This is a genomic window from Nonomuraea sp. NPDC047897 (assembly GCF_043204415.1).
In the GTDB taxonomy this organism is placed as follows: domain Bacteria; phylum Actinomycetota; class Actinomycetes; order Streptosporangiales; family Streptosporangiaceae; genus Nonomuraea.
Genome location: NZ_JBIDCC010000005.1, coordinates 377,907 through 402,699, shown reverse-complemented (window position 1 = coordinate 402,699; position 24,793 = coordinate 377,907). Strand labels below are relative to the sequence as shown.

Sequence of the window (24,793 nt, the reverse complement as noted above, 5' to 3'; positions counted from 1 at the left end):
ATGGTCGGAATGCGGCGCCCCACGATGGCAGACGTCGCCCGCGAAGTCGGTGTGACCGCCAAGACCGTCTCGCGGGTGCTCAACGACGACGGGCCCGTCGCGGCCGACACCCGGGAGCGGGTCCTCGCCGCGATGCGCAGACTGGGCTACCAGCCCAACCTGATGGCCCGCAACATGCGGGTCGGCGCCCGCGACGCCGCGATCGGGCTGGTCATCCCCGAGATGGGCAACCCGTTCTTCGGCACGGTCGCGGGCGGCGTCGAGAACGCCGTCCGCGCCCGCGGCCTGACCCTCATCGTCGGCTCGTCCAGCGAGACGGCCGACCTGGAGCAGTCGCTGATCGCCACGTTCCTGGCGCGCCGGGTCAGCGCCCTCATGGTCGTGCCGTCCGCCGCCGGCGACCACCGCCACCTGCGCGCCGAACGGGCGGCCGGGCTGCCGATCGTCTTCCTCGACCGCCCGGCCGTCGGGATGGCCGCCGACCACGTGGTCAGCGGCAACCGCGACGGCGCCCGCGACGGTGTCGCGCACCTCATCGCCCACGGGCACCGCCGGGTCGGCTTCGTCGGCGACCTGCCCGCCACCCTCTACACCCGCCGCGAACGTTTCCAGGGCTACCGCGACGCGCTGGAGGAGGCGGGCCTGCCCTTCGACCGCACGCTCGTGGAGAGCGGCCACGACCAGGATGCGGCCAGCGCCGCCGTGCTGCGGCTGCTGGCGCTGCCCGACCCGCCGACCGCGCTGTTCACGGCGAACAACTTCGCCTCCATGGGCGCCGTCGTGGCCCTGGCGCGGGCCGGACGGCGCGACGTGGCGCTGGTCGGGTTCGACGACCTGCCGCTCGCGGAGGTGCTCGACCCGCCGCTGACGGTCGTCGCCCAGGACCCGGCCGCCATCGGCGCGGCCGCCGCCGAGCTGGCGCTGTCCAGGCTCGACGGGCACCGCTCGAAGGCGGCCCGCCGCCTGCTCATCCCCACCCGCCTCGTCATCCGCGGCTCGGGCGAACTCCCCCCACCGGCCTGACGCCCCCGCCCTGGGCGCCGTCCACGGCCGGAACGGGGGCGGAGGTCACGGGCGGAGGTCACGGGCGGAGGCCGGCGAACAGGTCGTCCTCGTGGTGGGGGGCATCGACGCGGGACAGGACGCGGATGAACGCCTCGTGGGAGAACGCCTGATGCTGCGCCTCCTCCGGCATGCGGAGCAGGAAGATGTTCTCGCCCTGGCTCTCGTGGGCCATCAGCGCCTTGAGCTTGCGTTCCACGTAGGGGGCGACGTCGACGACCGTGGTGACCTGCTCGTCGGGGGTGCCGAAGTCATCGGACGGCTGGAAGTCGCCCATGTCGGCCCCGCTCTCGCGCATGAGCTCGAACATCCGCTTGATCGCCGAGCGGGGGATCGCCGTGTAGTAGAACTTGGCCGGGACGCCGGACGCCTCGACGGCCGCCGCCGTGACGCGGTGAGCCTGGACGTGGTCGGGGTGGAAGTAGCCGCTGCCCCCGGTCTCGTCGTAGGTGACGACCACGTCGGGCCGGTAGCGCTCCATCAGCTCGCCGAGCCGGGCCGCGGCGGTCTCGACGGGCACGTTGGCGAACGCGTCGGGATGCCGGTTGGTGTCCCAGCCGTCCATCCCGGAGTCGCGGTAGCCGAGCAGCTCCAGATGCTCGACGCCGAGCACGGAGACCGACTCGCGCAGCTCGGCCAGCCGCCGCTCGGCGACGGCCGCGTCGTCGTGACCCGGATCGCCCGGCTTGACGCCGCCCGGCCCGTCGCCCTGCTCGCCGTTCGTGCAGGTGACCAGCACGGTGCGGACGCCCTCCGCGGCGTAGCGGGTCAGGACGCCGCCGGTGCTCAGGCACTCGTCGTCGGGGTGGGCGTGCACGGCCATGAGGGTGAGTCGCCGGTCCATGCTCCGAAACCCTACCCCCCGCCAGGGCGCCCCGGGCGGCGAGACGTCTCCACCTCCGCCACCAGCCCCTGACGCCCGGGGCGGCTCTCCTGGGGTCCCCGCTGCGGCATGTGCGGTCATATGCGCACGCGTGACGAAGCCCAGCGAGGCGTTCGCACCCCCGACCCGGAAGCCGATCGGGCAGACTCCTGAGCCATGACACATGACGGAGAGCCCGGCTCGTTGCGCGGTGTGCTGGCCGAGGTCGCGGCCGAGCGTGCGGCCCAGGACGCGATGTGGGGCTTGCAGGACTTCCCGGACGGCACGGGACGCACGGCCCCCGCGGACGCCGGCGGGGTCCGGGAGGCGGGCGAGGCCGCCGACCGCGCCAAGCGGGAGGTGACGGAGGCGGCGGCACGAGGGGCGCTGACGTGGCGGCACGTGCTGCACGAGGAGGTGCTGGAGGCGTTCGCCGAGGACCAGCCGGCCGCCCTGCGGGCCGAGCTGATCCAGGTGGCCGCGGTGGCGGTCAAGTGGGTGCAGGCGCTCGACCGGCGCCGTGAGCCCGCGCCGCGGCGCGACCGGCAGCGCTTCCGCGCCATCGTGGACGTGCACGTCCTGCTGCTCCGGCCCGCCGCGCGGGGCGGCGGACCGGACCGGGGCGGACCGGGGGGCGGACCGGACGGCGAGCCCCGGCCGGGCGCCCGGGTCCGCGAGGTGCTGCTGGGCCGGCGGGCGGGCACCGGTTACGGCGACGGCCTGTGGCATCTGCCCTCCGGGCACCTGGAGGCCGGCGAGTCCGTGATCGGGGCCGCGGTGCGGGAGACACGCGAGGAGACGGGCGTCGCCCTCGACCCGGACGACCTGACGTTCGTTCACGTCATGCATCGGGCGCCGGAACGGATCGGCCTGTTCTTCGCCGCCACCCGGTGGCGGGGCGAGCCGTACAACGCCGAGCCGCACAAGTGCTCCGAGCTGGGCTGGTGGCCGCTCGACAGGCTGCCCCACGACATGGTCGGCTATCCGGAGGAAGCGCTCTCGCACATCCGGGACGGCGTGCCCTTCGCCCTCCACGAGTGGAACCCCGTCGGCTGAGGCGGGGTCACGCCGTCGCCGACCAGACGGCCGCCAGCCGGCGGTAGGAGTCGAGGCGGAGGTCCAGGTCGTAGGTGTTCATGGTGACCAGGACCTCGTCCGCTCCGGTCAGCTCGACCAGGCCGCTCAGCTCCAGCGCGACCTGCTGAGCCGTGCCGTGGACGCGCCCCTTGCGTGCCTCCTCCAGCAGCGCCCGCTCCCGGTCCGTCATCTCCAGCGCCAGCACCTCCTCCGGCGGGAGCAGGGGCGGGAAGGAGCCGCGGGTGCGGGCGTGGGCCGTTGACCACGCCTCCGGCACCTGCAGCAGGGCCGCCTCTTGCTCGGTCGGCCCGACAGCGACGTCCACCGCGGCCACCACGTACGGCCGGGCGGCCCACGCTGAGGGGCGGAACCCGGCGCGGTACCGCCCGACCGCCTCCCGGGCCCGCCCGCCCGTCGCGCCGATCACGAGCGGCAGCCCGTGCGCGGCGGCGATGTCCGCGCCCGCCCCCATGGCCAGCACGAACGCCTGCGGCCTGAGCCCCTCGGCGGGCAGCGCGTGCACGCCCGGATGGGCCGACCGGCCGGTGAAGAAGCCGAGCAGCTCGGCCAACCGGTCGCCGAAGTCGTCCGCCTCCTCCTTGCCGACCCCCAGCGCCCGCCGGATGCCGCCCGTGAACCCCACCGACCGGCCGAGCCCCATGTCGACGCGGCCGGGGTACAACGACTCCAGCACGCCGAACTGCTCGGCCACGACCAGCGGCCGGTGGTTGGGCAGCATCACCCCGCCGGTGCCCACCCGGATGCGGGAGGTGGCGGCGGCCACGGCCGCCGCCAGCACGGTCGGCGCGGAACCCGCGGCGCCGGGCACGCTGTGGTGCTCCGACACCCAGAACCGGTGGTAGCCGAGCTCCTCGGCCTGCCGCGCGAAGCGGACGGTGTCGCGCAGCGCCTCGTCCGGCGGGTGGCCCTGCCGGACGAGCGAGCGGTCGAGGATCGAAAGCCTGGTCACATACGTGTGCAACACCGACGGACGCGGAGAATTCCTACCCCTGGTAGAGGCCGACCGACCAGCGGACGAGCCGGTTCGGGGCCGCGGACGGCATCGACGCCTTCACCGTGATGGTCGCCGTCCTGCCCTTCGGCACGGTGACCTCCGAGATCGCCAAAGGGTACGTCCCGTTCTTCCACCCGCCGCACGAAGTGCCGGAGCCCGTGTCCCGGCCGTCCACCTCGAAGCGGAACCGCAGCCGGCCGGCCAGCTCTCCGCTGCAGAGCTGGTCGACGCCGACCTTCCGGCCGTTCCCGCGGACCCGGAACGTGACGGAGGCCTCCCGCGGCCACGTGCCCGACCGCGACTGCGTCAGCGCCAGGCCGCCCGCGCGGTGGGGGAGCGCCCGCAGCGCGGGCGGCTCGACCGGCCGCTCGGGCGGCGTCCACTCGTACACCGCCAGCGACCAGTCGGTCGGCTCCTCCTCCACCTTTCGGCACGGATCGGACGGCTTCTCCCGGACGCAGGCCGAGCCGACGGTCGTCGTGTCGAAGGTGACCGTGACCTCCTTCCCGGCGCCCACGGGCACGGGCAGCGAGACGAGCTGCCTGCCCTGCAGGCAGTACAGGCCGGTGTTCACCGGCGTGCGGCCGATCGTGATCCTGGGCACGGCGTGGCTGCTGCCGGGCCGGCCGCCCCTGGAACAGACGGAGGCCACGTCGAGCGGCTTGCCGGTCACCGGGATCGTGATCGTGGCCTTCCCGCCGGACGACGTGCCGACGGAGGCCACCCCGAGACGGCGGTACACGGCGCCGTCGGCCGAGGTGAACGAAGCGGGCAGCTCCGGGTGGTCCGCGCTCCGGGTGACCACCGCGGTGTCGCCTGCCCCGTCGTCGGCGGGGCGCGTGGTCTGCGTACCGGGCAGGAGGGTCAGGCCCAGCGCGGCGACCGCCGTGGGGGGGGGGGGGCGGGGGGGGGCCCCCCCCCCGGCCCCCCCCCCCCGCCCCCCCGCCCGCGGCCGCCCGCCCCGCTCAGAGGGGCGGGGGGTTGGGGGGCGCGCGCCCCGGGGGGGGGGGGGGGGGGGTGGGCGGCCCCGCGGGGGGGGGCCCCCCCCCCGGGGCCCCCCCGCGGGGGGGCCGCGCCGCGGGGCCCCCCCCCCCCCCGCCGCGCCGACGCCGGCGCATCCGGCCGATGCGCGCTCGCACCTGCTCGTGGCGGACGGGGTTGGCCGGCGCGGGGCCGTCGCCGTGCTCGCGCAGGGCGTCGCGCAGATCTTGTACGGTCACCGGTGCAGCTCCTTCACGATCGACTCGTCCACGCGCAGCTTGGCCAGCGCCTTGGCGGTCTGGCTCTTGACCGTGCCGGGGTTGCAGCCCATCAGCCGCGCCACCTCGGCCACCGCCAGGTCCTCGTAGAAGCGCAGCACGACCACGGCCCGCTGCTTGGCGGGCAGCCGACCCACGGCCCGCCACAGCGCCTCCCGCTCGCCGACCCCGGCGGCGTCGTCGCCGGTCGGCGTGTCGGGCAGGTCGGCGCTCGGCAGCTCGCGACGCCACCTGCGCCGCCACCACGACGTGTAGGTGGTCACGAGCACCCTGCGGACGTACGCCTCCGGCTCGTCGATGCCCGGCCAGGCGAACCACGCCTTGGCCAGTGACTCCTGCAGCAGGTCCTCCGCGAGCGCCCAGTCCCGGGTCAGCAGGTACGCCGTGCGTAACAGCAAGTCTGACCGCGCCAGCACGAAGTCCTGATATGTCGCCCGATCCGCCACCTGTTGCCTCCTGACGGCGCCGCTGTCATCGCCCGCCCTCTACATCTCGGTCGTGGTGGTCCCGGGTAGCGGGGCCACTGCCGGTAGGGACGCATCGATGCCCCAGCCGGGTTGCCCGCCCGGTGGCCGGGAACGCACGGGGAGGGACGGCGTCAGGGGGTGGCGCGGTCAGGGAGCGGTGCGGCCGGCGCGGGCGATGGTGAACGGGGCCAGCTCGCCCAGGCCGCGCACCGACAGACGGTTGACGGGCCGCAGCTCGAACGCCCGGTCGCCCTCCAGCTCCTCGGCCATCTCCGGGTCGGCGAGGATCGTGCCCGGGTTGGCGAGCGCAGTCAGCCTGCTGGCCAGGTTCACCGTGGTGCCGAACACGTCGCCCATCCGCCAGACCACCGGTCCGGCGGCCAGCCCCACCCGTAGCTGCGGCATGGTGCGCGCCCTGGCGTGCGTCTCGATGAGCCGCAGCCCGATCTCCGCCGTCTCGTGAGCTTTGCCGGAGACGAACAGCACCGAGTCGCCGAGCGTCTTGACCACCCGCCCGCCGGAGGAGGTGACGACGTCGGCCGAGCGGCCCTCGAACTGGTCGACCAGCCCGGCCAGCTCCCGCTCGGTCATCTGCCTGCTCAGCCGGGTGAACCCGACCAGATCGGCGAACCCCACCGCGAGCCGTACCGCGGTGTGGTCCTGGTCGACCATGCGGCCGGCCGCGGCGGCGAGCTGCCGCTGCCAGGAGTAGACGAGCAGCCGCGCGAGCGGCGGGACGACCCGGTCGGCCCGCCGGCGCCAGGCCCTGGCCCGCTCGGACAGCGGCACGCCCGCCTGGTCGAGCGTCTCCACGCCGAGCTGCGCCTGCGACTCGGCCAGCCGGGCCGTCGCCCGGCCCAGCGAACGGGCCGTGAGCAGCATGTGCTCCTCGTCGTAGACCCCGTCGGTGACCATCCCGACCAGCGTCCTGAGCGCCTCGACGTCGGCGTCGGTGAACTCGACCGCGTCGTCGGCGACGTTCGGGAACCCGAGCGCCCGCCAGAACCGGCGCGCACGGTAGACCGGCACCCCGGCCATGTGCGCGACCTGGTGGCTGGTGTAGCGACGGGGCTCGCGCAGGAACGCCTCTGCAAGCCCGTCGGGGTCCTCGTGCGTCATGCTGCAAGATACACCGCTACGGGGGATGGAAGGGTACCGTTTCGCCCCTGTTTGCCAAGGTGGGGGCGTCCGTGCCCGAACGAGCGGGGGCGGGTCAGCCCTTGAGGCCCGAGCGGGAGATCCCCTCGATCACCCAGCGCTGGGCGATCAGGTACAGCGCGAGCACCGGCAGGCTCGCGATCACCGCCCCGGCCATCAGCAGGTCGTAGCGGATGTTGTTGGCGCTCTGGAAGTTGCCCAGGCCCGCCGGCAGGGTGAGCGACTCCGGGCTGAGCAGCACGTACAGCGGCCACAGGAAGTCGTTCCAGTTGGTGAGGAAGGACAGCAGGAACAGGGTCACCAGCGCGGGCCGGGCCAGCGGCAGCGCGATGGCGACGAAGATGCGCCACCGGTCGCACCCGTCCAGCTCGGCCGCCTCCTCCAGCTCGGCCGGCAGGGTCAGGAAGAACTGCCGCAGGAAGAACACCCCGAACGCGCCGGCCGCCGAGGGGACGATCACGGCGGGCAGGCTGTCCACCCAGGACAGCTCGTTGACGATCAGGAAGTTGGGGATCAGCAGCACGACGGGCGGCACGAACAGCGTCGCCACGATCGCGGTGAAGATCACGCCGCGGCCCCGGAACCGCAGCCGGGCCAGTGCGTACGCCGCGGGCGCGGCCGTGACCAGGACGAGGGCGGCGTGCCCGGTGGCCGCGACGAGGCTGTTGACGAACCATGTCACGACGGGACTGTCGGCGCTGGACAGAATGTCGCGGTAGGCGCCGGTGGTGAACGGGTCGGGGATCCACGACGGCTCCGTCGACCCGGCGCTCGCCCGGGTCTTGAACGAGGTGGAGACCATGTACACCAGCGGACTGAGGTAGAGCGCCGCCAGCACGACGAGGACCAGGTGGAGCAGCGCCCGCCGCAGGCCGCGCACGTCCCGGGTCACCGCTTGCCCCTTTCCCTGAAGGCGCCGAAGACCAGCGCGCTGACGACCATCAGGCAGCCGGCCAGGACGAAGCTCATGGCCGACGCGCTGCCCATGTCGAACTGGCGCAGGCCCGTCTCGGCGATGAGGTAGATCGCGGTCTTGGTCTGGTCGGCCGGGGCGCCTCCCGTGATCAGGTAGGACTGGCCGAACATGTTGGCCGAGGCCAGGATGGTGGCGTTCACCACGAACACCGTGACCGGCCGCAGGCCGGGCAGCGTCACGGCGCGGAACCGGTGCCAGGCCGAGGCGCCGTCCACCATCGCCGCCTCGTGCAGCTCGCGCGGGATGTCCTGCAGTCCCGCCAGGAAGATGACGGAGTTCAGGCCCAGCGTCCACCACACCGTGACCCCGACGAGGGCCACCCAGGCGGGCGGCACGGCGGTGGTCCACTGCACGTCCAGTCCCAGGTAGTGGTTGACCAGGCCGATGTTGCCGTCCAGCAGGAACCGCCAGACCAGCCCCACCACCGCGACGCCCAGCACGTAGGGGGCGAAGTAGACGGCGCGGTAGAGGTTGCGCCCCTTGAACCGGCCGTTCATCAGCAGCGCCACGAGCAGGGGGAGCACGATCAGCAGGGGGACCGAGGCGACAGTGAAGATCGCGGTCGCCCGCATCGCCGTCCAGAAGCGCGACCCGTCCACGTCGGCCGGGTCGAACAGGTCGGCGTAGTTCTGCAGGCCGACGAACGGCTTGGCCGGCAGGTTGATGTCCCACTCGTGCAGGCTCGTCCAGCCGCCGAACGCGATCGGCGCCAGCATGAAGACGGCGAACAGCACGAGGTAGGGGGCGAGGAAGGCGTACGGCGTCCAGGGCCGCATCCGCGGGGTGCGCGGGGCGGGTCCGCCACCGGTGCGCGGGGCGGGTCCGCCCCGCGCACCGGTGCCGGGCAGGCCCCGCGTCCGGATCGGCAGGCTCACTGTCCGTACTTCCTCACTGTCCGTACTTCCGCTTGTTGTCGGCGAGCAGCTTGTCCGCCGTCGCGACGCCCTCCTTCAGCGCCTCGACCGGGGAGGCCTGCTTGAGCACGGCCTTGGCCACCGCCAGTTCGAGGGCCTTGGACTGCACGTCGCCGACGCCGGGCAGCGGCGGCAGGAAGTGGAAGGCGTCAAGGTCGGCGGCCAGCTTGATCTGCGGCAGCTCGGCCACGGCGGGGTCCTCGCGGGCGGAGTTGCGTGCCGGGATCATGCCGGCCTTGGCCCACTCGGTGGACAGGCGGCCCATGTGGTCGATGAAGGACTTGGCGGCCTGCACCTTGTTGGCGTCCTTGCCGGCCTGGGAGGTCATCACGAAGTTGTGGGAGGAGCTCCACACCGCCGCCGTGCCGCCGATGTTCGGGACGGGGGCGAGGCCCCACCGCAGCGACTTGGCGTTCGTCGTCAGGTCGTTGATCTGCCAGATGCCGTCCCAGGTGAAGCTGACCTTGTCGTTCTTGAAGGCGGCGTACTGGCTGTCCTGGGCGACCTGGGCGGGGCTGAGACCCTTGTCGATCTGCTCGACCATCCAGCTCAGCGCCCGCACGCCCGCTTCCTCCCCCCACAGGGCCCGGGTGCCGTCGTCGCTGTAGAGTTCACCGCCGTGCTGCCAGAGCAGGCTCATGAACATCAGGTGGGCGGGCCACTTGTTCGGCATCCAGAACGGGTTGGCGATCCCGGCCTTCTTCAGCTGGGCGAGCGCGTCCTCGTAGCCGGCCTTGTCGGCGGGGGCCTCGGCCAGGCCGATCTTGTCCAGGTGGGCCCGGTTCCAGTAGTCGCCGAGGCAGTGCACGTCGAGCGGCACGCTGTAGCGCTTGCCCTGGTAGACGCCCGCGTCCCAGACGGCGGGGATGAAGTCCGACTCGCTGAGGGACAGCGCGCCGACGACGTCGTCCAGCGGCAGCAGCGTCCGCCGGGCGGCGAAGGTGCCCACCCAGTCGTTGTGGATGACCGCCACGTCGGGGCCCTTGCCGGCGGTGATGGCCGTCGGCATCGCGGGGTAGAGGTCCTCCCAGCGCCGGGTGACGTTGCGGACCTCGATGCGCCCGGCGAACTGCTTGTTGAACGTCTCCAGCATCGCCCGCATGTGGGGGCCGTCGCCGCCGGTGAACCCGTTCCAGTAGTCCAGCGTGACCTTGGGCCCGGTGTACTCGCCGCCGGAGAAGGTCGGCGCGGCCGAGGCGGGGGCGGAGGACCCGGCGCCGATCTTGGTGCCGCCCCCGCAGGCGGTCAGGGCGGTCAGCCCTGCGGCGCCGGACAGACCGAGGAACGAGCGGCGGGACAGAGAACTGCTCATGGTGCCTCCTACGGGACGCTGGGAGCGAAGCGGACAATACTCCAAGAAACGGGCGGAAGCGTCAGGGTGAACCCGCGTCCTGCCTGGTCGAGCCCGCTGCCGGCCCGGGGAACCACCCGGTCGGGAGCGTCGGCGGTGTTGGTGGCCGACAGGTCGCCGTCCGTCAGCTCCAGGTGCTCCACCGGCCGCAGGCCGGCGGGCAGGGCGACCTCCAGGCGACACGGTCCGTGCCGGTCGCGGTTGACGACGAACAGCGAGATCTCCCCGGTCGCCGCGTCATGGGTGGCCGTCGCCCAGATCGCGGGCGCCTCGCCGTACTTCGCGGTCGGGATCGCCGCGCAGTCGGGCTCGACCCGCAGCACCTCGCCGCGGGCGTGCCGGGCGGTCAGCGCGAACGGGTGGAAGACGGTCTGCCGCCAGGCGGGACCGCCCGGCTCGGTCCGGATGGGCGCGATCACGTTGGCGAGCTGGGCCAGGCAGGCAACGCCGACCCGGTCGGCGTTGCGCAGCAGCGTGATGAGCAGGCTGCCGACCACCACGGCGTCGGTGACGTCGTAGGAGTCCTCGATCAGCCGGGGGTGCTCGCTCCACTCCAGGGATGCCTCGCCGTGGAAACGGCTCTGGTACCAGACGTTCCACTCGTCGAAGGAGAGCTTCAGCCGCCTGCGGCTGCGCAGCTTCGCGCCCACGTGGTCGGCGGTGGCGGCGATCGAGCGGATCATGTGCTCCATGTCGGCACCGCTGGCCAGGAACGAGTCGACGTCGCCGTCGGAAGGGTCGTAGTAGGCGTGCAGCGAGATGTAGTCGACCAGGTCGTAGGCCGCTTCCAGCACCTCGGCCTCCCACGCCGCGAACGTCGGCATGCCGCTGTTGGAGCTGCCGCAGGCCACCAGCGACAGGCTCGGGTCGAAGCGCTTGAGCGCCCGAGCCGTCTCGGCGGCGAGCCGGCCGTACTCGGCGGCGGTCTTGTGCCCCATCTGCCAGGGGCCGTCGAGCTCGTTGCCCAGGCACCACAGCCGGATGTCGTGCGGCTTGTCCACTCCGTGCGCCCGCCGCAGGTCGGACAGGCGCGTGCCGCCGGGGTGGTTGGCGTACTCGACGAGCTCCAGCGCCTCCGCCACCCCGCGCGTGCCCAGGTTGAGCGCCATCATCGGCTCCACGCCGGCCTTCGCCGCCCAGACCATGAACTCGTTCAGGCCGAACCGGTTGTCCTCCAGGCTCCGCCAGGCGAGGTCCAGCCGTGCCGGTCGCTCCTCGACCGGGCCGATGCCGTCCTCCCAGCGGTAGTTGGAGACGAAGTTGCCCCCCGGGTAGCGGACGACGGTCACCCCCAGCTCGCGGACCAGCCGCAGCACGTCGGTGCGCAGGCCGTCGGCGTCGGCCAGCGGGTGGCCCGGTTCGTAGACGCCGGTGTACACGCACCGGCCCATGTGTTCGACGAACGACCCGAAGAGCCGGGGTTCGACCGGCCCGACGCGGAAGTCGGGATCCAGGGTGAGACGAGCGGTGGTCGCCAAGACAACAACCTCACTGTTAACGCGACGTTTCGTGGAGGTATTGATACAACGTTGGTTCAACGTTGTAAATGGGGATGCGGGCCGCCGATACCGGGGCGTTACGATCGACGGCGTCGAACCGTGTGCGGCAGGCGAGCCGCGCGACCTTGGGAGGTGAGTGCGGATGGGAGCGAGCCTGCGCGACGTCGCGCGCCTGGCCGGCGTGTCGGTGAAGACGGTCTCCAACGTGGTCAACGGGTACGCCCACGTCTCGCCGGCCACCCGGGCCAAGGTCGAGCACGCGCTCTCCCAGCTCGACTACCGTCCCAACCTGTCGGCGCGCAACCTGCGGCAGGGCCGCACCGGCGTGATCGCCCTGGCGCTGCCCGAGCTGGACGCCCCCTACTTCGCCGAACTGTCGCGGTTCATCATCGACGCCGCCGCCGCGGTCGGCTGGCTGGTGATCATCGAGCAGACCGGCGGCAGCCTGGACCGCGAGCGGCAGGTCCTCGACGGGGTGCGCAGGCACCGCGTGGACGGGCTCATCCTCAGCCCCATCGCGATCGGCGCCGACGAGCTGGCCGCCCGGACCGACGACACGGCCCTGGTCCTGCTGGGCGAGCGCATCCACGGCGGCCCGGCCGACCACGTCGCCGTCGACAACGTGCGCGCGGCCCGCGACGTCACCGAGCACCTCATCGAGCTGGGCCGCAGGCGGATCGCCGCCCTCGGCGCGCAGGACAACTCCATCAGCGGCACGGCCCCGCCCCGCCTGGCCGGCTACCGCGAGTCCCTGGCCGCGCACGCGCTGCCCGAGACCGTGGCGAAGGTCGAGCGCTACCGCCGGACGGAGGGCGCCGCCGCCATGGCCGCTCTGCTGGAGTCCCGGCCCGACGCCGTCTTCTGCTTCAACGACCTGCTGGCGCTCGGGGCGATGCGGACGATCCTCGCCGCGGGCCTGCGGATACCGGAGGACATCGCGGTGGCCGGGTTCGACGACATCGAGGACGGCCGCTTCTCCACGCCGACCCTGACCACGGTGGCCCCCGACAAGGGGCAACTCGCCGGGATCGCGGTCGACCTGCTCAAGCAGCGGATCGAGGGCCGCACCGACCGGCCGCCGCGCGAGGTGCACGCCACGTACCGGCTCATGACGAGGGAGAGCACGCTCGGCGGGCACGCGGCGGACGAGGCCGCCGGCCCCGCCCTGAAACGGCCCTGAACCGGCCCTGAAGCGGCCCTGAAGCGGCCCTGAAACGGCCCTGAAGCGGCCCGCTTCGCGGGGTGGTGGCGTCCGCCGGGTGGAGAAACCGTTTGCCGCTCGCGTCGCCGCCCTGGCAGCATCGGGTCCCCATGGACAGGCCCCTGATCTCCGAGATCCCGACCGCCCCCGTGCCGGTCCCCGACGTCGTGTCGGCGCTGGCCGGCGGCGACACCATCACTCCCGTGTGGCGCAACGAGCTCGGCGGCCTGACGTTCCGCCTCCAGGGCGGGCCCGGCACCACCCGGTACGCCAAGTGGGTCCCCGCCGGCACCCCGGAGCTCGACCTCTCGGCCGAGGCCGAGCGCCTGACCTGGGCGCGGCGATGGGCGACCGTGCCGCGCGTCGTCGAGCACGGCGCGGACGCCCACGGCTCGTGGCTCGTCACCGCGGCGGTCCCCGGCCGTCCGGCGGTGGACCCCCGGTGGATCGCCGAACCGGCCACCGCGGCGGCCGCGATCGGCCGAGGGCTGCGCCTGCTCCACGACGCCCTGCCGGTGGAGGACTGCCCGTTCGACTGGAGCGTCGAGCGGCGGCTCGCCCAAGCCGACCGGCGCATCGCCGACGGCGCGGGGCCGGACGACTGGTGGCCCGAGCACCGGCCCCTCGACCTGGCCGAGGCGCGGGCGCGCGTCGGTCAGCCGCCGGCGATCGACCGGCTGGTGGTCTGTCACGGTGACGCGTGCGTGCCCAACACGCTGCTGCACGACGACGGCGCGTTCGCCGCGCACGTCGACCTCGGCTCGCTCGGCGTGGCCGACCGGTGGGCCGACCTGGCGGTCGCCGCCTGGAGCACGGAGTGGAACTACGGCCCGGGTTACACCGGCGTCGTCTACGACGCGTACGGGATCGCCCCGGACGAGGAGCGGATCGCCTACTACCGCCTGCTCTGGGACATGTCGTGACCGGCTGCCGGCGGACGCGAGCCGGATCAGGCGCCGCCTACTCCAGCAGGGCGCGCAGGGCCGCGCGTTCGCCGGCCGGCACGTAACCCACGTAGTAGTCGTACATGGTGCGCCGCGACAGCCGGGCCGCGAGCGGGCCGTCGCCGGCGCGGACGGCGGCCAGCACCTCCTCGTGGTGGCGGATGCTCTGCCGCATCAGCGCCACCCGGTCGTCCGCCTCGGCGATGCGGCCGGAGACCAGGTTCAGCACGATCGAGCGGACCACCTCGGTGCAGATCTGGATGAGCTTGTTGCGGCTGGCCCGCGCCACCGCGTCGTGGAAGGCCACGTCGGCCGCGCTGAAGGCGTCGTAGCCCGTCTCGACGGCCTCGCGCATCCGGTCGATCGCGGCGTCCATCTCGGCGAGCTGGTCGTCGGTGCGTAGCCGGGCGGCCAGCAGGTTGGCCGAGGAGTCGAGCACCATGCGGAACTGCACCAGCTCCGCGAGCGACAGCCCCTCCACCCGGGCCAGCGTCGTCATCGACTTGTGCAGCGCGGCCGGGGTGAACGGCAGCACCTCGGCGCCGTTGGGGTCGCCGGGCCGGGACCGGACCAGGCCGCGGGCCTGCAGCACCCGCAGCGCCTCGCGGACGGTGGACCGGCTCACCGAGAACTGTCCCATCAGGTCGCGCTCGCTGGGCAGCCGCTGGCCGGGGGCGAGCGCGCCGCCCTCGATGGCCTCCTCGATCTGCTCCACGATCCGTTCGTAGGCGCGTACGGTCCGCACCGGCTCGAAGCGTGGACCACCCATGTAAGCCCCCTTGACCTGAGCCGTCGTGGACTGGCAATGTGCGTAGCCTACTGGTCAGACCAGTGCACTAGCCAGGAGGCTTGGGACATGAGGCGCATCGGCATCTGGATCGCCCTGGGCGGTCTCCTGATGAGCGCGGCCGCCTGCGGCGGCGGCTCCGGCGGCAGCGGGGGCGGCGGCGCGGCGAAGGGCGGGTCGCTGACGGTCGGGTTCGTGGCCGAGCCGGCCAACCTCGACTTCACCTCGACCGAGGGCGCGGCCATCCCGCAGGCGCTGCTGGTCAACGTCTACGAGGGGTTGGTCAAGCTCGGCCAGGACGGCACGATCCAGCCGCTCCTGGCCGACAAGTGGGAGGTCTCGCCGGACCGGAAGACCTACACCTTCACCCTGCGCCCGAACGTCACCTTCACCAGCGGGGCCCCTTTCACCGCCGACGACGTGGTCTTCTCCCTCGACCGGGTCAGGTCCGACTGGAAGCTGAAGATCAAGTCGCAGTTCGACGTCGTCGACAAGGTCGAGAAGAAGGACGACACGACGGCCGTCGTCACGCTGAAGCGGCCCAGCAACGGCTTCCTCTACGCGCTGACCACCCGCCTCGGCGCGATGTTCAGCCGCACCGGCGTCGCCGACCTGGCCAACAAGCCCGTCGGCACCGGCCCCTACCGGCTCGCCGCGTGGAAGCGCGGCGACTCCATCCGGCTCGACGCCAACCCGAAGTACTGGGGCGCCAAGCCCGCCCTGCCGGCTGTCACGCTGAAGTACTTCAAGGACGCCACGGCCATGAACAACGCGCTGCTGACCGGCGGCATCGACGTCATCTCGGCCGTCCAGGCCCCCGAGTCGCTGCAGCAGTTCGCCGACCCGAACCGCTTCCAGACGGTCGAGGGCACCACCAACGGCGAGGTGGTCCTGTCCATGAACAACGGCCGCCCCCCGTTCGACGACAGGAAGGTGCGCCAGGCCGTCCGGCACGCCATCGACCACAAGGCGCTGCTCGACACCGCGTGGGCCGGTCGCGGCCAGCCGATCGGCTCGATGGTGCCGCCCACCGACCCGTGGTACGAGGACCGCGCCGGCGACTACCCCTACGACGTCGCCAAGGCCAAGGAACTGCTCGGCGGCAAGACGTACACCGTCAAGATGCGCATCCCCAACCTGCCCTACGCGGTGGCCTCGGCCCAGGTGGTCAAGTCGCAGCTCGCCCAGGTGGGCATCACGGCCGAGATCGAGCCGCTGGAGTTCCCCGCCCGGTGGCTCGACGTGGTGTTCAAACAGGCCGACTATGACCTGTCCATCATCAATCACGTCGAGCCTCGCGACATGGGGATCTTCGCCGACAAGTCGTACTACTTCCGCTACGACAACCCCGAGTTCGGCAAGCTGCTCGCCTCCGCCGACGAGGGCACCGAGCAGCAGCAGGCCGAGGACCTCAAGAAGGCCGCCAAGCTGCTGTCCGACGACGCCGCGGCCGACTGGCTGTTCCTCTTCCCCAACCTGATCGTGGCCGAGAAGGGCGTCACCGGCCTGCCGAAGAACGCCATCTCCGAGTCCTTCGACTTCACCGGGCTCGCCAAGCAGTGATCGTCTACCTGCTCAAGCGGCTGGCGGTGCTCCTGGCGAGCACCGCCGTCGCCGGGGTGGTCGTCTTCGCGTTCATGGCGGTGCTGCCCGGCGACCCCGCCGAGATCGCGCTCGGCGTCAACGCCACACCGGAGGCGGTGGCGCGGCTGCGCGCCGAGTTCGGCACCGACCGGCCGCCCCCCGCCCAGTTCCTCGACTGGTTCGGCGGGCTGCTCCAGGGCGACTTCGGCACCTCCTACGTCACCAGCTCGCCCGTCGGCGAGCAGATCACCGACCGGCTCGGCGTGACGGCCGTGCTCGTGCTCGGCGGCATGCTCATCGCCCTGCTCATCGCGGTGCCCGTGGGCACGTTCGCCGCCGTGCACCACCGCGACCCGCTCGGCGCGGCCATCAGCGCCGTCAGCCAGGTCGGCATCGCCGTCCCGGCGTTCCTGGCGGGCATCCTGCTGGTGTTCGTCTTCGCCGTGCAGGCGCAGGCGCTGCCCTCCGGCGGGTACGTCCCGTTCGCCGAGAACCCGGCGGAATGGCTGCGCGGGCTGCTGCTGCCCTGGCTGTCCCTCGGCCTCGTGCAGGGCGCCGTGCTCACCCGGTACGTGCGCAGCGCCGTGCTCGACGTGATGCGCGAGGACTACCTGCGCACCGCCCGCGCCAAGGGCCGCGGCCGGATGGGCGCCCTGTGGCGGCACGGGCTGCGCAACGCCGCCGTGCCCGTGGTGACCGTGCTCGGCCTGCAACTCGCCACGCTGCTCGTCGGCGCCGTCGTGGTCGAGCGGGTCTTCGTCATCCCGGGCCTCGGCGACCTGCTGCTCAACGGCGTCGCCGGGCGCGACCTGCTGCTCGTCCAGGGGGTGGTGATGGTGCTGGTCGTCGCCGTCCTGCTGATCAACTTCGTGGTGGACGTCTGCTACGCGGCGCTCGACCCCCGGCTGCGGGGCGCGCGATGAGGGGCCGGGCCAACGCCGCCCTCGTCACCGGCGGCGCGCTGGTGGGCCTGGTCGTCCTCGCCGCGCTCGTGTCGTTCGTGTGGACCCCGCACGACCCGACGTACGTGGACGCCGCGAACAAGCTGCGCGAACCCGGCGGCGGCCACCTCCTCGGCGCCGACAAGTTCGGCCGCGACACGCTCAGCCAGCTCATGGTCGGCGCCCGCACCACCCTCTACGTCGGCGTCGTCGCCGTCGGCATCGCCGCCCTCGTCGGCACCCCGCTCGGCCTGCTCGCCGGGATGACGCCGCGCGGCTGGCTGTCGGAGCTGGTGATGCGGGTCAACGACCTGGTCTTCGCCTTCCCCGCGCTGCTGCTCGCCGTCATGCTCGGCGCCGTCTACGGGGCCGGCACGCTCACCGCCATGATCGCGATCGGGGTGGCCACCGTGCCGGCGTTCGCCCGCGTCGCCCGGGCCGCGACCCTGCAGGTCATGGTGACCGACTACATCCTCGCCGCGCGGGCCGCCGGCCGCCGCCGGGCCGCCATCGCCGTGCGCCACGTGCTGCCCAACATCGGCTCGGTCCTCATCGTGCAGGCGTCGGTGTCGTTCGCCATCGCGATCCTGGCCGAGGCGGCGCTGTCGTTCCTCGGCTTCGGCACCCGGCCGCCCACCCCGTCGTGGGGCCGCATGCTGCAGGAGTCGCAGGAGCTGCTGTTCTCCACCCCGCGCCTGGCCCTGTGGCCCGGGCTGGCGATCGCCCTGGCCGTGCTCGGCTTCAACCTGCTCGGCGACGGCCTGCGCGACCACCTCGACCCCAAGCTGAGGAGGGTGCGTGCTGAAGGTTGACCGCCTGAGCGTCCACGCCGGTCCGGTCGAGCTGGTGCGCGAGGTGTCGTTCGGCGTCGGCCCCGGCGAGCGGGTCGGCCTCATCGGCGAATCCGGCTCCGGCAAGTCGCTGACCGCGCTGTCGCTCATGGGCCTGCTCCCGGAGGGCGTCACCGCGACCGGCACGGCCCGGCTGGGCGAGCGCGACCTCGTCGGCGTCCCCGAACGGCGGCTCAAGGACCTGCGCGGCAGCCGGGTGTCCATGGTGTTCCAGGAGCCGATGACCGCGCTCAACCCCCTCATGCGGATCGGCGCCCAGGTCACCGAGGTCATGACGCTGCACGGCGTGCCCGCCGCCCGCGCCCGCGAACGCGCCGTCGAGCTGCTCGGCCGGGTCCGCCTGCCGCAGCCCGCCCAGGTCGCCCGCGCCTACCCCCACCAGCTCTCCGGCGGGCAGCGCCAGCGCGTCATGCTCGCCATCGCCCTGGCCAACGAGCCCGAGCTGCTCGTCTGCGACGAGCCCACCACCGCGCTCGACGTCACCGTCCAGAAGCAGATGCTGGAGCTCGTCGCCGAGGTCGCGCCCGCGCTGCTGTTCATCACGCACGACCTGGCCGTGGTGGCCTCGGTCTGCGAACGGGTCCTCGTCATGTACGGCGGGCGGGTCGTCGAGTCCGGCCCCATCCGCGAGGTGTTCACCCGGCCCCGCCACCGCTACACCCAGGGCCTGCTGGCCGCCTCCCGGCTCACGCCGCGCGGCACCCGGCTGGCCACCATCGCCGGCAGCGTCCCGTCCGCCGGCCACTTCCCGGCGGGGTGCGTGTTCCGCAACCGCTGCCCGCACGCCACCCCCGCCTGCGAGAGCGAACCCGCGCTGACAGGAGACGGCCATGCCTTCGCGTGCTGGCACCCCCACGGGTGACCCCCTGATCGAGGCGCACGACGTCACGCGCGTCTACCGCCGCCCCCGCACCTCGCTCACCCGGCCGGGCGAGGCCGTGCACGCGCTCAAGGGAGTCTCGCTCACCGTGCGGCGCGGCGAGCGCTACGGCATCGTCGGCGAGTCCGGCTCCGGCAAGTCCACGCTGCTGCGGCTGCTGTGCGCGCTCGACCGGCCCACCGGCGGCTCCATCCGGTTCGACGGCCGGGAGATCACCGGGCTGCCCGAACGCCGGCTGGCCTTCCTGCGGCGCGACCTGCAGATCGTCTTCCAGGACCCGATGAGCTCCCTCGACCCGCGCATGCGGGTGCGTGACATCGTCGCCGAGCCGCTCGTCGCCCTCGGCCGGCCCGCCGGCGGCCGCGTCGCCGAGCTGCTGGAGGAGGTCGGGCTGCCCGCCTCGGCCGCCGACCGCTACCCCCACCAGTTCTCCGGCGGTCAGCGCCAGCGCATCGCGATCGCCCGCGCCCTCGCGCCCCGGCCCACGGTGCTCGTCGCCGACGAACCGGTCAGCGCCCTCGACGTGTCGGTACGCGGCCAGATACTCAACCTGCTGGCCGACCTGGTCGACGAGCACGGCCTGACCCTCGTCTTCGTCTCCCACGACCTGTCCGTGGTCCGGCACGTGTGCGAGACCGTCGCGGTGATGAACGGCGGCGAGATCGTGGAGACCGGCCCGGTGGACGACGTCTGGGCCGGGCCGCGCCACCCCTACACCCGCGCGCTGCTGCAGGCCGTACCCACCTTGGAGGGATTGCTGTGATCGAGGTCGACGCCCGGGGGGTCGTGGAGTTCACGCAGGCGCTGGTGCGCGTCCCCAGCACCAACGACCCCGCGCGGGGCCGCGACGAGCGGCCCGCCGCCGAGCTGGTGGCGGCGAAGATGCGCGAGTGGGGCTGGGAGCCCCACGTCCAGGAGGCGGCGCCCGGCCGGCCGAACGTGGTGGCCGTCGTCGAGGGCGGTGGGGGCGAAGGGCCGACGCTCATGTTCGAGGGGCACACCGACGTGGTCACCGAGGGCGACCTGTCGGAGTGGACGGTGGACCCGTTCGGCGGCGAGATCCGCGACGGGCGGCTGTGGGGACGCGGCAGCGCCGACATGAAGTCCGGCCTGGCCGCCACCCTCTACGCCACCCGGGCGCTGCAGCTCGCCGGGCCGTTCCCCGGCCGGATCAAGGTGTGCGCGCTGGCCGACGAGGAGGGCCTGATGATCGGCGCTCACCACTTCGTCGCCGAGGGCCTCGCGGCGGACGTGGACGGGGCCATCGTCGCCGAGCCGGAGGCGGGCGAGATCTGCGCGGTCGCCAAGGGCGCGCTGCGGCTGCGCGTCGACCTCACCGGCAAGATGGCGCACGGCGCGATGCCCCGCCACGGCCGCAATCCCGTCCCCGCCGCCGCGTCGCTGGTGGCCGCCCTTGAGACGCTGGAGAAGGAGCTGCAGGACCGCCACCCGGCGCACGAGCACCTGGGCGAGGTGTACGTGACGCCGACCGTCGTCCGGGCCGGCAGCGAGGAACAGGTGAACGTCATCCCCGCCGTCGCCTCCGTCTTCGTGGACGTGCGGACGATCCCCGGCGTGGACCACCAGGAGATCGCCGGCCGGGTCGGCGCGCTCGCCGCCCGCGACGGGATCATCGCCGAGGTGTCGATCCTGGTGGACCGGCCGCCGGTGGACGTGCCCGTGGACGACCCGGTCGTCGCCGCGCTCGCCGCCGCCCACCGGGCGGTCACGGGGCAGGAGCCCGTCTACGGCGGGGTGCCCGGCTCGACCGACGGGACCGTGCTCACCCACTGGGGCGGCGTCCCGTCCGTCGTGTACGGGCCGGGCGGCAAGTGGATCGCCCACCAGGCCGACGAGTACGTCGAGGTGGCCGAGATCGTGCGGTGCACCCGCGTCTTCGCCGAGGCGGCCCGACGCTTCCTCACCGGGGACCTGTCGTGACCCCTGGAGCGGGGGAGGCTGCGGGCCTGGTGGCGGGTCCGGCGAACGCGCTGGTGGACGTGGCGGGGCTGCGGGTCGGCCACGCCGAACGGGTCGGCGACGGGCACCGCACCGGCACGACCGTCGTGCTCGCGCCGCCGGAGGGCATGGTGGCCGGGGTGGACGTGCGCGGGGCCGCGCCGGGCACCCGCGAGACCGAGCTGCTCGACCCGCGCAACCTCGTCGAACGGGTGCACGCCGTCGTCCTCACCGGCGGCAGCGCCTTCGGCCTGAGCGCGGCGTGCGGCGTGATGGACCGGCTGGCCGACGCGGGCGCGGGTTTCCCCGTCGAGGGCGGCGTGGTGCCCATCGTGCCGGCCGCCGTCATCTACGACCTGGGGCGCGGCGGCCGGTTCCGCGCGGTGCCGGACGGCGCCCTGGGCGCCGCCGCCTACGACGCGGCCTCGGCCGCCGAGACCCGCAGCGGGTCGGTGGGCGCGGGCACCGGAGCCGTGGCGGGTGGACTGGCCGGCGGCGTCGGCACGGCCAGCGTCGTCCTGCCGTCCGGCGCCACCGTGGCCGCCCTGGCCGTGGTCAACGCCGCCGGGTCCGTGCTCGACCCCGACGGCGCGTTCCTGTCCGGCACCCGGTACGGCCTGCCGGGCGAGTTCGGCGGGCTGCGCGAGCCGCGCGCCGAGGAGGCGGCCGCCTGGCGGCCCGGGACCGTGACCTCGTTCAACACCACGATCGGCGTCGTCGCCACGGACCTCACCCTCACCAAGGCGCAGTGCGGCAAGCTGGCGGGCGTCGCCCACGACGGACTGGCCCGTGCCATCAGGCCGGCCCACACCATGGTCGACGGCGACACGATCTTCGGCCTGGCCACCTGTGGCGGACCGGCCCCCGGCGCCGACGGCCTGCAGGACGTGCTCGCGGCCGGGGCCGACGTGTTCAGCCGGGCCGTGGCTCACGCGGTCCTGGCGGCCACCGGGCGGGACGGCGCGCCGGCGTACCTGGACGTGTTTCCCAGCGCTGTAGGGGGAGTGGCGTGATTTTTCACGATATAGGGGCCAGATGGCCGGCAGGGCTGCCCGTCGGACCGGACTGGGTCGAGACCGGCGCCACCAGCGAGGTCGTCTTCCCGTACGACGGCTCCGTCGTGGGCACGGCCCCGGTGGGCACCGCCGAACTGGCCCGCCGGGCCGTGGACGAGGCCCTCGCCGTCGCGCCCGCCATGGCGGCGCTGCCCTCGCACGCCCGGCGCGCCGCCCTCATGGGCGCCCACGACGCGCTGGCGGCCCGGCGCGCGGAGTTCGAGCGGCTGCTCGTCCTGGAGACCGGCAAACCGCTGGTGGACTGCCGCGTCGAAGTGGCGCGCACGCTCGTCACGCTGGCCACCGCCGCCGAGGAGGTGGCCCGGTTGCACGGCGAGACCGTGCCGCTCGACCTGCTACCGGCGGGGGAGGGGCTGGTCGGGTTCTGGACGCGGCGGCCCATCGGCGTGGTCGTGGGGATCACCGGCTTCAACTACCCGCTGCTGCTCGCCGCCCACAAGATCGCGCCCGCGCTGGCCGCGGGCTGCCCGGTCATCGTCAAGCCCGCCCCCGCGACCCCCCTGGCGACCCTCTGGCTCGTCCACCTGCTACGCGCCGCCGCTGACCCGCCGGACGGCGGCCTCCCCGCGGCGGGCGTCCAGCTCGTCACCGGAGACGTCGAGGTGGGCCGGACGCTTGTCGAGGACCGCCGGATCGGCGCCGTGTCGTTCACCGGCTCGGCCGCCGCCGGGCACGCCATCGCCCGCGCCGCCGCCCCCACCAAGGCGCTGCTGGAGCTGGGCTCCAACGCCGCTCTCGTGGTGGCCGCCGACGCCGACCTGGAGGCCGCCGCCGAGGCCGTCGTGCGGGGCGGCTACTACGCCTCCGGCCAGGCGTGCATCTCGGTGCAGCGGGTGCTGGTCGAGGAGCCCGTCCACGACGCGTTCGTCGCGCTGCTGGCCGAGCGGATGAAGGACGTCGTCGTCGGCGACCCGCGCTCGCCCGCGACGCGCGTCGCGCCGCTCATCGACCCGGCCGCCACCGAACGCGTGCTCGCCCGGGTCCGCGAGTCGGGCGGCACGCTCGTCACCGGCGGGGTCCTCGACGGCCGGGCCATCGCCCCGACCGTGCTCACCGGCGTCCCCGACGGCGCCGACGCCTGGGACGAGGAGATCTTCGGCCCGGTGGTGTGCGTCCGCGCCGTGCCCGGCCTCGACGCCGCCTTCGCCGCGGTCAACGCCTCCCGGTACGGCCTGCACGCCAGCGTCTTCACCCGCTCCCTGGCCACGGCCTTCGCCGCGATCGACCGGATCGAGGCGGGCGGCGTGGTGGTCAACGACGTGCCGGGGTTCCGGGCCGACAACATGCCGTACGGCGGCGTCAAGGACAGCGGCGCCGGCCGCGAGGGCCCCCGCTTCGCCATCGAGGAGCTGACGGTCACCCGCATGGCCATCATCCGCCCGTGATCACTGTTCGAGCGGGCGCACCGCGTCAGAGCTGGGAGCCGCCGGTCGCGTCGACCACCCGGCCCGTCACCCAGCGGGCGTCGTCGGAGGCGAGGAACGCCACGACGCCCGCGATGTCGTCCGGCTGCCCGATCCGGCCGAACGCCGAGATGGCCGCGGCCTCGGCCGCCGCCTCCGGGTCGCTCAGCCACCCGGCGTTGACGTCGGTGTCGACGTAGCCGGGCGCGACCGAGTTGACCGTGATGCCGCGCGGGCCGAGCTGCTTGGCCAGCGTCAGCGTGAAGACGTCCAGCGCACCCTTGGTGGCGGAGTAGGCGATGACGCCGGGCAGCGCGATGCGGGTGACCCCGCTGGAGATGTTGACGATCCGCCCGCCGTCGCGCAGTCCGCGCCGCAGCGCCTCCTTGACGATGAAGAACGGCGCCCGGACGTTCACCGCGAACACCTGGTCGAACTCGGCCTCGGTGAGCCCGTCCAGATCCGAGCTGGTGGCGATGGCGGCGTTGTTGACGATGATGTCCACCCCGCCGATGTCCGCCCCGCCGAGGTCCGCCCCGCCGGTCGGCGCGTACGCGGCGGCCGCGGCGTCGAAGGCGTCCCACAGCGCGACCGCGTCACCGTGGCCGCCCAGCTCCGCGCGGATCGCGAACGCCCGGCCGCCGCTCCCTTCGATCCGCGCCACGACGTCCTTCGCGGCGACCTCGTCGCGGGCGTAGGCGACGGCCACGACCGCTCCGTCGCGGCCCAGCCGCTCGGCGATGGCCCGGCCGATGCCCCGGCTGCCGCCCGTGACCAGCGCGACCTTGCCGTCCAACGGCTTGTTCATGTCATGCCTCCCTAGTTGTTGAGCGAGCACTCAATAATTAAGGTAGCACGGATTCTTGAGTGACTGCTCTAGAATGTGGGCATGGCGACGACAGGCGCGACGAGGGGCCGCCCGCGCGGCTTCGACCGCGACGAGGCACTGGCCGAGGCGACCCGGCTGTTCTGGGAGCGCGGCTACGAGGCCACCTCGGTCGGCGAGCTGACCGAGGCGATGGGCATCCGGCCGGGCAGCCTCTACGCCGCCTTCGGCGACAAGAAGGCCCTGTTCCGGGAGGTGGTGGAGACCTACGGGCGCTCGCCACTCGGCCGGTTCATGGCCGACGCCCTGCGCGAGGAGCCCACGGCGTACGGCGCCTTCGCCCGGATCCTGCGCGCGGCGGCGGCGACCTACCCGGACCCGTCGCATCCGGCGGGCTGCCTGACCATCTGCGCGGCCACGAACGTCACCGCCCAGGACGCCGAGGTGGGCGACTACCTCCGCGACCTGCGCAACGCCAACCTCGTCGTCTTCGAGGCGCGGCTGAGCGAGGCGCGCGAGCGGGGCGAGCTGCCGGCCGGCGCCGATGTCCGCGGGCTGGCCGGCTACTTCGCGGCCGTCATCCAGGGCATGTCGCAGCGTGCCCGCGACGGGGCGGGGCCGGACGAGCTCGCCACGATCGCCGAGTTCGCGCTGGCCGCCTGGCCGGGCCGCCGCGACTGACCCGCTCCCGGCCCGCCGCG

24 protein-coding genes are annotated in these 24,793 nt (G+C 73.7%); 13 read left to right on the top strand and 11 right to left on the bottom strand.

Annotated features, from left to right (window positions below; all coding sequences use genetic code 11):
* Positions 1–9 precede the first annotated feature (9 nt).
* Entirely contained in the window at positions 10–1,023 is a 1,014-nt protein-coding gene (locus tag ACGF0J_RS14725) for a LacI family DNA-binding transcriptional regulator (RefSeq protein WP_393145782.1), read from the top strand.
* A gap of 58 nt (positions 1,024–1,081) precedes the next feature.
* On the opposite strand, the gene ACGF0J_RS14720 is transcribed toward ACGF0J_RS14725, so the two are convergent.
* Positions 1,082–1,906 (bottom strand): PIG-L family deacetylase, encoded by an 825-nt coding sequence (locus ACGF0J_RS14720; protein WP_393145780.1) that lies wholly within the window; start codon positions 1,904–1,906, stop codon positions 1,082–1,084.
* A gap of 195 nt (positions 1,907–2,101) precedes the next feature.
* On the opposite strand from ACGF0J_RS14720, the gene ACGF0J_RS14715 reads away from it, so the two are divergent.
* Entirely contained in the window at positions 2,102–2,980 is an 879-nt protein-coding gene (locus ACGF0J_RS14715; RefSeq protein ID WP_393145778.1) for an NUDIX domain-containing protein, read from the top strand.
* Between the two features lie 7 nt (positions 2,981–2,987).
* Here the strand turns inward: ACGF0J_RS14715 and ACGF0J_RS14710 are convergent, their stop codons facing one another.
* The 8 genes from ACGF0J_RS14710 to ACGF0J_RS14675 all read right to left on the bottom strand — a co-directional run bounded on the left by ACGF0J_RS14710 (position 2,988) and on the right by ACGF0J_RS14675 (position 11,619).
* Positions 2,988–3,971 (bottom strand): MsnO8 family LLM class oxidoreductase, encoded by a 984-nt coding sequence (locus ACGF0J_RS14710; protein ID WP_393145776.1) that lies wholly within the window; start codon positions 3,969–3,971, stop codon positions 2,988–2,990.
* A gap of 34 nt (positions 3,972–4,005) precedes the next feature.
* Complete coding sequence (locus tag ACGF0J_RS14705) at positions 4,006–4,821, bottom strand: hypothetical protein (protein ID WP_393145774.1); 816 nt, start codon at positions 4,819–4,821, stop codon at positions 4,006–4,008.
* 411 nt (positions 4,822–5,232) lie between these two features.
* On the bottom strand, positions 5,233–5,721 hold the full coding sequence (locus ACGF0J_RS14700; RefSeq protein WP_393145772.1) for a SigE family RNA polymerase sigma factor: 489 nt from the start codon (positions 5,719–5,721) through the stop codon (positions 5,233–5,235).
* Positions 5,722–5,889: 168 nt separating this feature from the next.
* Positions 5,890–6,861, bottom strand: coding sequence for an adenylate/guanylate cyclase domain-containing protein (locus tag ACGF0J_RS14695; protein WP_393145770.1), 972 nt, complete (start codon positions 6,859–6,861; stop codon positions 5,890–5,892).
* Positions 6,862–6,955: 94 nt separating this feature from the next.
* Positions 6,956–7,792 carry a carbohydrate ABC transporter permease gene (locus ACGF0J_RS14690; RefSeq protein ID WP_393145768.1) on the bottom strand — a complete coding sequence of 279 codons (837 nt, stop codon included), beginning with the start codon at positions 7,790–7,792 and terminating at the stop codon, positions 6,956–6,958.
* Positions 7,789–8,751 carry a carbohydrate ABC transporter permease gene (locus ACGF0J_RS14685; RefSeq protein WP_393145766.1) on the bottom strand — a complete coding sequence of 321 codons (963 nt, stop codon included), beginning with the start codon at positions 8,749–8,751 and terminating at the stop codon, positions 7,789–7,791. The genes ACGF0J_RS14690 and ACGF0J_RS14685 overlap by 4 nt, the downstream gene beginning before the upstream one ends.
* A gap of 13 nt (positions 8,752–8,764) precedes the next feature.
* On the bottom strand, positions 8,765–10,102 hold the full coding sequence (locus ACGF0J_RS14680; protein ID WP_393145764.1) for an ABC transporter substrate-binding protein: 1,338 nt from the start codon (positions 10,100–10,102) through the stop codon (positions 8,765–8,767).
* 8 nt (positions 10,103–10,110) lie between these two features.
* The gene (locus ACGF0J_RS14675) at positions 10,111–11,619 is read right to left on the bottom strand and encodes an alpha-N-arabinofuranosidase (protein WP_393145762.1); all 1,509 of its coding nucleotides are present in this window, start codon (positions 11,617–11,619) and stop codon (positions 10,111–10,113) included.
* A gap of 163 nt (positions 11,620–11,782) precedes the next feature.
* On the opposite strand from ACGF0J_RS14675, the gene ACGF0J_RS14670 reads away from it, so the two are divergent.
* A complete protein-coding gene (locus tag ACGF0J_RS14670; protein ID WP_393145760.1) occupies positions 11,783–12,820 on the top strand; it encodes a LacI family DNA-binding transcriptional regulator in 1,038 nt (345 codons plus the stop codon).
* Between the two features lie 131 nt (positions 12,821–12,951).
* Positions 12,952–13,764 (top strand): aminoglycoside 3'-phosphotransferase, encoded by an 813-nt coding sequence (locus ACGF0J_RS14665; RefSeq protein ID WP_393145758.1) that lies wholly within the window; start codon positions 12,952–12,954, stop codon positions 13,762–13,764.
* Positions 13,765–13,801: 37 nt separating this feature from the next.
* On the opposite strand, the gene ACGF0J_RS14660 is transcribed toward ACGF0J_RS14665, so the two are convergent.
* Entirely contained in the window at positions 13,802–14,554 is a 753-nt protein-coding gene (locus tag ACGF0J_RS14660) for a FadR/GntR family transcriptional regulator (RefSeq protein WP_393145756.1), read from the bottom strand.
* Between the two features lie 87 nt (positions 14,555–14,641).
* Here ACGF0J_RS14660 and ACGF0J_RS14655 point away from each other — a divergent pair, with 87 nt between their 5' ends.
* The 8 genes from ACGF0J_RS14655 to ACGF0J_RS14620 are packed head-to-tail and all read left to right on the top strand — an operon-like array spanning position 14,642 to position 23,248.
* Complete coding sequence (locus ACGF0J_RS14655; protein ID WP_393145754.1) at positions 14,642–16,135, top strand: ABC transporter substrate-binding protein; 1,494 nt, start codon at positions 14,642–14,644, stop codon at positions 16,133–16,135.
* On the top strand, positions 16,132–17,079 hold the full coding sequence (locus ACGF0J_RS14650) for an ABC transporter permease (protein ID WP_393145752.1): 948 nt from the start codon (positions 16,132–16,134) through the stop codon (positions 17,077–17,079). Before ACGF0J_RS14655 ends, ACGF0J_RS14650 begins: the two co-directional genes overlap by 4 nt.
* On the top strand, positions 17,076–17,909 hold the full coding sequence (locus ACGF0J_RS14645) for an ABC transporter permease (RefSeq protein ID WP_393145750.1): 834 nt from the start codon (positions 17,076–17,078) through the stop codon (positions 17,907–17,909). The genes ACGF0J_RS14650 and ACGF0J_RS14645 overlap by 4 nt, the downstream gene beginning before the upstream one ends.
* Entirely contained in the window at positions 17,896–18,810 is a 915-nt protein-coding gene (locus ACGF0J_RS14640; RefSeq protein WP_393145748.1) for an ABC transporter ATP-binding protein, read from the top strand. The genes ACGF0J_RS14645 and ACGF0J_RS14640 overlap by 14 nt, the downstream gene beginning before the upstream one ends.
* Complete coding sequence (locus ACGF0J_RS14635) at positions 18,779–19,591, top strand: ATP-binding cassette domain-containing protein (RefSeq protein ID WP_393145746.1); 813 nt, start codon at positions 18,779–18,781, stop codon at positions 19,589–19,591. The genes ACGF0J_RS14640 and ACGF0J_RS14635 overlap by 32 nt, the downstream gene beginning before the upstream one ends.
* Positions 19,588–20,769, top strand: coding sequence for a M20 family metallopeptidase (locus ACGF0J_RS14630; RefSeq protein WP_393145744.1), 1,182 nt, complete (start codon positions 19,588–19,590; stop codon positions 20,767–20,769). The genes ACGF0J_RS14635 and ACGF0J_RS14630 overlap by 4 nt, the downstream gene beginning before the upstream one ends.
* Entirely contained in the window at positions 20,766–21,800 is a 1,035-nt protein-coding gene (locus ACGF0J_RS14625) for a P1 family peptidase (protein WP_393145742.1), read from the top strand. The genes ACGF0J_RS14630 and ACGF0J_RS14625 overlap by 4 nt, the downstream gene beginning before the upstream one ends.
* Positions 21,797–23,248: an aldehyde dehydrogenase family protein gene (locus ACGF0J_RS14620; protein ID WP_393145740.1), complete on the top strand. Its 1,452-nt coding sequence runs from the start codon at positions 21,797–21,799 to the stop codon at positions 23,246–23,248. Before ACGF0J_RS14625 ends, ACGF0J_RS14620 begins: the two co-directional genes overlap by 4 nt.
* Positions 23,249–23,273: 25 nt before the next feature.
* Here the strand turns inward: ACGF0J_RS14620 and ACGF0J_RS14615 are convergent, their stop codons facing one another.
* Positions 23,274–24,074 carry an SDR family oxidoreductase gene (locus ACGF0J_RS14615; protein ID WP_393145738.1) on the bottom strand — a complete coding sequence of 267 codons (801 nt, stop codon included), beginning with the start codon at positions 24,072–24,074 and terminating at the stop codon, positions 23,274–23,276.
* Between the two features lie 81 nt (positions 24,075–24,155).
* On the opposite strand from ACGF0J_RS14615, the gene ACGF0J_RS14610 reads away from it, so the two are divergent.
* Complete coding sequence (locus ACGF0J_RS14610) at positions 24,156–24,773, top strand: TetR/AcrR family transcriptional regulator (RefSeq protein ID WP_393145736.1); 618 nt, start codon at positions 24,156–24,158, stop codon at positions 24,771–24,773.
* Positions 24,774–24,793 lie beyond the last annotated feature (20 nt).

Excerpts from the sequence above, each read along its gene's own strand:
- ACGF0J_RS14725 (WP_393145782.1), top strand. The coding sequence starts at position 10 with ATGCGGCGCCCCACGATGGCAGACGTCGCCCGCGAAGTCGGTGTGACC.
- ACGF0J_RS14720 (WP_393145780.1), bottom strand. The coding sequence starts at position 1,906 with ATGGACCGGCGACTCACCCTCATGGCCGTGCACGCCCACCCCGACGAC.
- ACGF0J_RS14715 (WP_393145778.1), top strand. The coding sequence starts at position 2,102 with ATGACACATGACGGAGAGCCCGGCTCGTTGCGCGGTGTGCTGGCCGAG.
- ACGF0J_RS14695 (WP_393145770.1), bottom strand. The coding sequence starts at position 6,861 with ATGACGCACGAGGACCCCGACGGGCTTGCAGAGGCGTTCCTGCGCGAG.
- ACGF0J_RS14680 (WP_393145764.1), bottom strand. The coding sequence starts at position 10,102 with ATGAGCAGTTCTCTGTCCCGCCGCTCGTTCCTCGGTCTGTCCGGCGCC.
- ACGF0J_RS14670 (WP_393145760.1), top strand. The coding sequence starts at position 11,783 with ATGGGAGCGAGCCTGCGCGACGTCGCGCGCCTGGCCGGCGTGTCGGTG.
- ACGF0J_RS14665 (WP_393145758.1), top strand. The coding sequence starts at position 12,952 with ATGGACAGGCCCCTGATCTCCGAGATCCCGACCGCCCCCGTGCCGGTC.
- ACGF0J_RS14660 (WP_393145756.1), bottom strand. The coding sequence starts at position 14,554 with ATGGGTGGTCCACGCTTCGAGCCGGTGCGGACCGTACGCGCCTACGAA.
- ACGF0J_RS14655 (WP_393145754.1), top strand. The coding sequence starts at position 14,642 with ATGAGGCGCATCGGCATCTGGATCGCCCTGGGCGGTCTCCTGATGAGC.
- ACGF0J_RS14645 (WP_393145750.1), top strand. The coding sequence starts at position 17,076 with ATGAGGGGCCGGGCCAACGCCGCCCTCGTCACCGGCGGCGCGCTGGTG.
- ACGF0J_RS14635 (WP_393145746.1), top strand. The coding sequence starts at position 18,779 with ATGCCTTCGCGTGCTGGCACCCCCACGGGTGACCCCCTGATCGAGGCG.
- ACGF0J_RS14615 (WP_393145738.1), bottom strand. The coding sequence starts at position 24,074 with ATGAACAAGCCGTTGGACGGCAAGGTCGCGCTGGTCACGGGCGGCAGC.
- ACGF0J_RS14610 (WP_393145736.1), top strand. The coding sequence starts at position 24,156 with ATGGCGACGACAGGCGCGACGAGGGGCCGCCCGCGCGGCTTCGACCGC.